The 6,435-nt window shown below is 72.2% G+C and carries 6 protein-coding genes and 1 tRNA gene; 5 read left to right on the forward strand and 2 right to left on the reverse strand.

The genetic code is table 11. The features are described from left to right. Positions 1–61: 61 nt before the first annotated feature. Positions 62–1,468, forward strand: a complete 1,407-nt coding sequence (locus ACFV04_RS33615; RefSeq protein ID WP_380349143.1) for an FAD-binding oxidoreductase — start codon at positions 62–64, stop codon at positions 1,466–1,468. Positions 1,469–1,528: 60 nt separating this feature from the next. Here ACFV04_RS33615 and ACFV04_RS33620 read toward each other — a convergent pair. Further along, positions 1,529–1,613: transfer RNA gene (locus tag ACFV04_RS33620), tRNA-Leu, on the reverse strand. 291 nt (positions 1,614–1,904) lie between these two features. Here ACFV04_RS33620 and ACFV04_RS33625 point away from each other — a divergent pair. From ACFV04_RS33625 to ACFV04_RS33635, 3 genes are all read left to right on the forward strand, one after another. Beyond that, the gene (locus ACFV04_RS33625) at positions 1,905–3,236 is read left to right on the forward strand and encodes a M20/M25/M40 family metallo-hydrolase (RefSeq protein ID WP_189921032.1); all 1,332 of its coding nucleotides are present in this window, start codon (positions 1,905–1,907) and stop codon (positions 3,234–3,236) included. 247 nt (positions 3,237–3,483) lie between these two features. After that, complete coding sequence (locus tag ACFV04_RS33630; RefSeq protein WP_360261694.1) at positions 3,484–3,729, forward strand: chaplin; 246 nt, start codon at positions 3,484–3,486, stop codon at positions 3,727–3,729. Positions 3,730–4,124: 395 nt separating this feature from the next. Continuing rightward, positions 4,125–4,955, forward strand: coding sequence for a chaplin (locus ACFV04_RS33635; protein ID WP_380534632.1), 831 nt, complete (start codon positions 4,125–4,127; stop codon positions 4,953–4,955). Between the two features lie 190 nt (positions 4,956–5,145). Here ACFV04_RS33635 and ACFV04_RS33640 read toward each other — a convergent pair whose 3' ends face one another. Continuing rightward, positions 5,146–5,352: a DUF5703 family protein gene (locus ACFV04_RS33640; protein WP_360261758.1), complete on the reverse strand. Its 207-nt coding sequence runs from the start codon at positions 5,350–5,352 to the stop codon at positions 5,146–5,148. 366 nt (positions 5,353–5,718) lie between these two features. Between ACFV04_RS33640 and ACFV04_RS33645 the strand changes: the two genes are divergently transcribed. Next, on the forward strand, positions 5,719–6,324 hold the full coding sequence (locus ACFV04_RS33645) for a hypothetical protein (protein ID WP_380349139.1): 606 nt from the start codon (positions 5,719–5,721) through the stop codon (positions 6,322–6,324). Positions 6,325–6,435: the final 111 nt, after the last annotated feature.

Here is a 6,435-nt window from a genome sequence, read left to right on the forward strand (position 1 = left end):
CGCCCGCCGCCGCGCCCCCCTTCCCGCGACCGCCACCCCCTCCGACCCACAGGAGTCACCGATGACGCTGAAGAACCGCTCGGGACAGCCCGTCGACCAGGACCGCATCGACGCCCTCCGCGCCGCGGTCCGCGGCGAGGTGCTCGCCCAGGACGACGAGGGGTACGCCCGGGCGAGGCTGGTGTGGAACGGCTACTTCAACCGCCGCCCGGGCCTGATCGTGCGCTGCGCGGGCGCCGCCGACGTGGCCGACGCGGTCCGCTTCGCCACCGAGAACGACGTGCTGCTCGCCGTGCGCAGCGGCGGGCACAGCTACCCCGGGCACTCGACCATCGACGACGGCCTGGTCGTCGACCTGAGCCGGTTGAAGGGCATCCGGGTCGACCTTCAGCGCGGCGTCGCGATCTGCGAGCCCGGCCTGCTGCTGGCCGAACTCGACGACGAGACCTACCGGTTCGGGCTCGCCGTCACCGGCGGCCAGGTGTCGCACACCGGCATCGCCGGGCTGACGCTCGGCGGCGGGATCGGCTGGCTGTGCCGCGCCCGGGGGCTCACCGTGGACAACCTGGTCGCGGCGGACGTCGTCCTGGCCGACGGCGAGGTGCGGCGGGCGAGCGCGGAGGACGACGCCGACCTGTTCTGGGCGATCCGCGGCGGCGGCGGCAACTTCGGCATCGTCACCTCCTTCGAGTACCGGCTGCACCCGCAGGGCGCCTGCCGCACCGGCGTCGTGGCCTACCGCGCTGCCGACCACGCGGCGGTGGCCCGCGGCCTGTCCGCGTTCGCCGCCACCGCGCCGGACCGGCTGGGCCTGGCCGCCGGGTTCTTCGACCTGGAGGACGGTTCGACGGGCATCGCCGTCCGCTACGTCGACACCGCACCGGCCGGGGACACGGACGCGCTGGTCGACGCCCTGGCCGGGTTCGGCCCCGAGCCGGTGCTGCGGACCGCCGAGACCCTGCCGTACCCGGAGGTGCAGCAGCTCGCCGACGCCGACATGGCCCACCACCGCCGCTACTACACCCGGTCGTTCATGGTCGACACGGTGACCGAGGAGGCCCTCGCCGCCCTGGCCGAGGGGTACCGGTCCCGGACGTCGGAGCTGTCCCAGATCGGCCTGATGCTGCTCGGCGGCCAGGTCGCCCGGGTCGCCCCGGAGGCCACCGCCTACCCGCACCGCGCCCCCGGGTTCCTGGTCACCCTGCTCGGCGGCTGGACCGAGGAGCGGGACGACCGGGCCAACACCGACTGGTGCCGCTCGGTCTACGACACCCTGCAGGAGTTCACCTCGGGCGGCGTCTACGTCAACGAGCTGGTCGACGAGGGCGAGCGCCGCATCCTCTCCGCCTACGGCGAGGGCCACTACCGGCGGCTGTCCGAACTGAAGGCGAAGTACGACCCCGACAACGTCTTCCGGGTCAACCAGAACATCAAGCCCGCCGAGCCCGCCGGGCCGACCGGGCCCTGAAAGGAGCCGACCGGGCCCTGAAACGAAAAGAACCCCAGACGAATCTGGGGTTCCTGCCGGTGTCCGAGGGGGGACTTGAACCCCCACGCCCGATAAAGGGCACTAGCACCTCAAGCTAGCGCGTCTGCCATTCCGCCACCCGGACTGGGTGTCGCCCTCGCGGCTTCCGATCTCTCGTCCGTCGCGCTGACAGATGTAACTGTAGCAAAGATCGGCTTGGGCTCCCAAAACGGTTCCCGGCCGGGGTGCGGAGCGGGTGGCGGGAGCAAGGGGCGGCGTGTGGCGGGGGCGTGACCAGGGGGTTTCGAGGACGTGCGGGGGGTGGATCCGGCCCGGGGGCTGGGGGAGGATGGACGGACGTGCTCGTACGGCCCGGGTGCAGGTCCCGGGGGTGGCGCGCTGGTGCGTCGGTGCGGGCCAGAGACGAGGAGTGACCGTGAGCGAGCGGAGCGAGTCGGCGGCGCCGAAGGTGACGGCTGAGTCGGAAGTCGCCGGGATCTGTCGCGATCTGATCCGGATCGACACCAGCAACTACGGGGACGGCTCCGGTCCGGGCGAGCGCAAGGCGGCCGAGTACGTGGCCGAGCAGCTCGCCGAGTTCGGGCTGGAGCCGCAGATCTTCGAGTCGGCCAAGGGCCGCGCCTCGACGGTCGTCCGGATCGAGGGCGAGGACCGCTCCCGCCCGGGCCTGCTGATCCACGGCCACACCGACGTGGTGCCGGCCAACGCGGCGGACTGGACGTACGACCCGTTCGGCGGCGAGATCGCCGACGGCTGCGTCTGGGGCCGCGGCGCGGTCGACATGAAGGACATGGACGCGATGACCCTGGCGGTCGTCCGCGACCGGCTGCGCACCGGTCGCAAGCCCCCGCGCGACATCGTGCTGGCTTTCCTCGCCGACGAGGAGGCGGGCGGCACCTACGGGGCGCGCTACCTGGTGGACAAACACCCGGGGCTGTTCGAGGGCGTGACCGAGGCGATCGGCGAGGTCGGCGGCTTCTCCTTCACGGTCAACGACCAGGTCCGCCTCTACCTGGTGGAGACGGCCGAGAAGGGCATGCACTGGATGCGCCTGACGGTCGAGGGCCGGGCCGGCCACGGCTCGATGGAGAACGACGACAACGCGATCACCGAGCTGTGCGAGGCGGTCGCCCGGCTCGGCCGGCACCAGTTCCCGCTGCGGATCACCAAGACCGTCCGGGCCTTCCTGGACGAGCTGTCGGACGCGCTCGGGGTCGAGCTGGACCCGGAGAACATGGACGAGACGCTGCGCGTCCTCGGCGGCATCGCCAAGATGATCGGCACCACGCTGCGCAACACCGCCCAGCCGACCATGCTCGGCGCCGGGTACAAGGTGAACGTGATCCCCGGGCAGGCCACCGCGCACGTGGACGGGCGCTTCCTGCCCGGCTACGAGGAGGAGTTCCTGGCCGAGCTGGACAGCGTCCTCGGTCCGCGCGTGAAGCGCGAGAGCCTGCACTCGGACAAGGCGATCGAGACCGGTTTCGACGGGGCGCTGGTCGAGGCGATGCAGACCGCGCTGCGGGCCGAGGACCCGATCGCCCGGGCGGTGCCGTACTGCCTGTCGGGCGGGACGGACGCCAAGTCCTTCCAGGACCTGGGGATCCGCTGCTTCGGCTTCGCGCCGCTGCAGCTGCCGCCGGAGCTGGACTTCGCCGGGATGTTCCACGGCGTGGACGAGCGGGTGCCGGTGGACGGCCTGAAGTTCGGCGTCCGGGTGCTGGACCGCTTCATCGACGCCTGCTGATCAGACGACTGGGTCGGCCCGCTCCCGAGGTGTCGGGGGCGGGCCGACCGCATTGTCGGAGCGAATGATTGTGGGACGGGTCGAGGGAGATCGACAGAAACGATTCTTCCCTGAAATCTGGGCCGACTATGTGTGCGAGACCTCACCGTTGCGGGTGAATGGGAAATCTGTTCCGTACCCCGTTTGCCGCAGCGTCGTTCACCCCTGTGCAGCCCGCCGAACGGGTTGCGTTGTCCGTACAGGAGGAATGATGAAGGTCAAGAAGATCGCCGCTGTCGCCGCCGCCACCGGTGGCCTGGTGCTCGCCGCCGCCGGTGTCGCGTCCGCTCACGGCGGTGCGGGTGCCGAGGGTGTGGCCGCCGGTTCCCCGGGTGTCGTCTCCGGCAACCAGATCCAGATCCCGGTGCACGTCCCGGTGAACGCCTGCGGCAACACCGTCAGCGTGATCGGCGTGCTGAACCCGGCGTTCGGCAACCACTGCGCCAACGTCTGAGTCGACCCTCCGGGCCGCCGAGGCCCGTCGAGAGGACCGGACCCGGCCCCCGGACGGCGGACGCGCCGCCCGGGGGCCTTCGCGTGCGTCGGCCGGCCGGCCGCACGGCCGACGGCTCCGGGCGGGCGTACGGCGGCCCCGGGCGCGTGCGGGGTGACCCCGGGGTGCGTGCAGGACGAACCCGAATACATGCCCGGCGGGCCCGGATACATACCCGCCGACACGATCGCTCGATCGGGTGAAGAAGCCGCGTTCGGCCCAACCTCCCCGTTCGCCTCTCGTTAACTCCTGTGCAGCCGAAGACTTTGCGTGATTTACGGATATATCAAAATTCCGACTTTCATAAGGTTCATGTCAAGGTCGACTACGTCGTCTCGAAAACGTCAGGGGAAAACATGAGGAATGTAGCCAAGAAGGGGATCCTCACGGCCGTGGCCACCGGCAGTGTGCTGGCCTCGACCGCCGGCTACGCCTACGCGGGCGCCGAGGCGCAGGGAGGTGCGGTCGGATCACCCGGCGTCGCCTCGGGCAACTCGGTGCAGGTGCCGGTCGAGGTGCCGATCAACGCCTGCGGCAACACGGTCGACGTGATCGGTGTGCTGAACCCGGCGTTCGGCAACCACTGCGCCAGCGTCAGCGGCGGCCGGCACGCGGCGCCCCAGGCCGGCCAGGCCGGTCAGTCCGGCCACGGCGGCCAGGGCGGTACCGCGAGTTCCGGCACCGGCGGGAGCCGGGGCACCACCACCGCGGGTTCCTCCGCCTCCGGCATCGCCGCGGGCTCGCCCGGCGTCGCCTCCGGCAACAGCATCCAGGCCCCGGTCCACGTCCCGGTCAACGCCTGCGGCAACTCCGTGGACGTCGTCGGCGTCGCCAACCCGGCCTTCGGCAACGACTGCGCCAACGTCGCGAAGCCCGCCCCGAAGCCCGCCCCGAAGCCGAGCGACGACTGCCCGGAGACCAGTCACCCGACCCCGCCGCACACCGGCGGCGAGACCGTCCCGGGCATCCCGCGCACCGGTGGCCCGTCCACCACGACCCCGGCCGGCGCTCCGAGCATCCAGGCCGTCCCGGTCGCCGACCGCACGCCGGCCGCGCCGGCCACCCCCGCCACGGCCCAGCTGGCCTCCACCGGTGCCGGTGGTGTCGAGCTGCTCGGCGCGGCCGGGCTCGCCCTGCTGCTCGGCGGCGGCGTCCTCTACCGCCGCGCCCGCGCCGGGGCCCGCTGACCCGGTAGGCCGCGGACCCGCGCGTCCTCACCCGCGGCGGCGCGCAGCCGCGCCGGGAACGACGCGCCCGCGGTGGGAACGGCACACCCTCGGTGGGAAACGACACACCCGCGGCTGCCCGACGATCGGGCGGCCGCGGGTGTCCGAGGATCTCGGGTGGACCCCCGCTCCGGACGGGACGACCCGCCCGTCACCAGCTCCGGACCTGGCGGATGATCCTCCGCTTGAGCCGGACCGTCCGGCTGCCGTCGGGGAACAGCCTCAGCCGGTCGAGCTCCCAGTGCCCGTACTCGGCGTGCTCGGTGAGCAGTTGGCGTGCCGCATTGCGCGTGGTGCCGCGCGGCATGCGCAGTGACTGGTACTCGTACTCCGGCTGCCGGACCGGCTTGCGTGGGATCAAAACGCTCCTCCTGGGGATCACCTGCCGGCAAGCCTACGGCCTGCCCCGGACAGTCGGCCCGGGTATTTCCGGCCGTCCTCCCGTGTGGAAGCGGCGGCCCGGGGGCTCCCGGCCCGGGCGGTCGACTGACAGTGCATCAGTCCTGTTGCTGCTGTGGAGGGGATACCCCGATCCCGGCGCGCGAAGCGGTCCCCGGACGGCCCCGCCGGCCCCGTCGCGCGCCCTCTGCGCCGGTCCCGCGCCGGTGCCGCAGGGGGACGTACGTGTGCAGATCGGACATCAGGGGGGAAGTTGCGGTGAAATCGCGGGTGTAGGTGACAACCGCTGTGCGTACCGACACCGCGGGGAGATAGCGTCTGCACCATGTCTGATGCCGCGCAGCCCACCATTGCCGAGGTACGCGCCGCCGCTGAGGCGGTCAAGGCCGCCATCGACCGTCATCTGGAAGCGGTGTCAAGCCCCAACGCAGCCGATGATCCCGCCGTGTCCGCCGCCTACGAGCAGCTCGCGACGGCGGCCATCGCCTACGACCAGCTCCTGTACGAGGCCTACGACGAGGTCACGCCCTTCGAGATCCCCGGGGACGAGGGGCCCGGCGGGTACCACGGCCCCGAACAGCCCGAGGCGATCAGCGTGTTGATCCGCCGCGACTACCACGTCGTCGACTCCAAGCGGTTGCGCGCCCAGGCCGAACGGCTGGACGAGTCGCTGACCCCGGGCGGCGCCGGCGCGGGCGGGGTGAACGCCGCGATCGGCGTGCTGTTCGGCGAGTACGAGCCGGACGAGATCGCGGCCCGCAGCGAGGAGTTCGGCCTGGAGGAGGCGGACTCGACGCTCTGGGTCGCGGCGGCGGAGTCGACGGAGCCCGGGGAGTGGCTGCCGGAGCCCTTCGAACACGCCGATCCGCAGCTGCTGATCTGCCGGTTCGACGTGAGCGAGGTCTACGACGACGAGGACCCGGACGACTGAGGGCGTCCGGGACGGGCGACTCCCGGGCGCCCTCAGTCGTCCGGGCGCCGGACGCCCGGGACGCACGACGTCCGGGACGTACACGACGGGCGGGCCCCATGACCCCGGGGC

It is taken from the genome of Kitasatospora sp. NPDC059599 (assembly GCF_042735125.1).
GTDB lineage: Bacteria > Actinomycetota > Actinomycetes > Streptomycetales > Streptomycetaceae > Kitasatospora.

Bases quoted from the DNA above. Each gene is read 5' to 3' on its own strand.
- ACFV04_RS33615 (WP_380349143.1), top strand. From the start codon at position 62: ATGACGCTGAAGAACCGCTCGGGACAGCCCGTCGACCAGGACCGCATC.
- ACFV04_RS33630 (WP_360261694.1), top strand. From the start codon at position 3,484: ATGATGAAGGTCAAGAAGATCGCCGCTGTCGCCGCCGCCACCGGTGGC.
- ACFV04_RS33635 (WP_380534632.1), top strand. From the start codon at position 4,125: ATGAGGAATGTAGCCAAGAAGGGGATCCTCACGGCCGTGGCCACCGGC.
- ACFV04_RS33645 (WP_380349139.1), top strand. From the start codon at position 5,719: ATGTCTGATGCCGCGCAGCCCACCATTGCCGAGGTACGCGCCGCCGCT.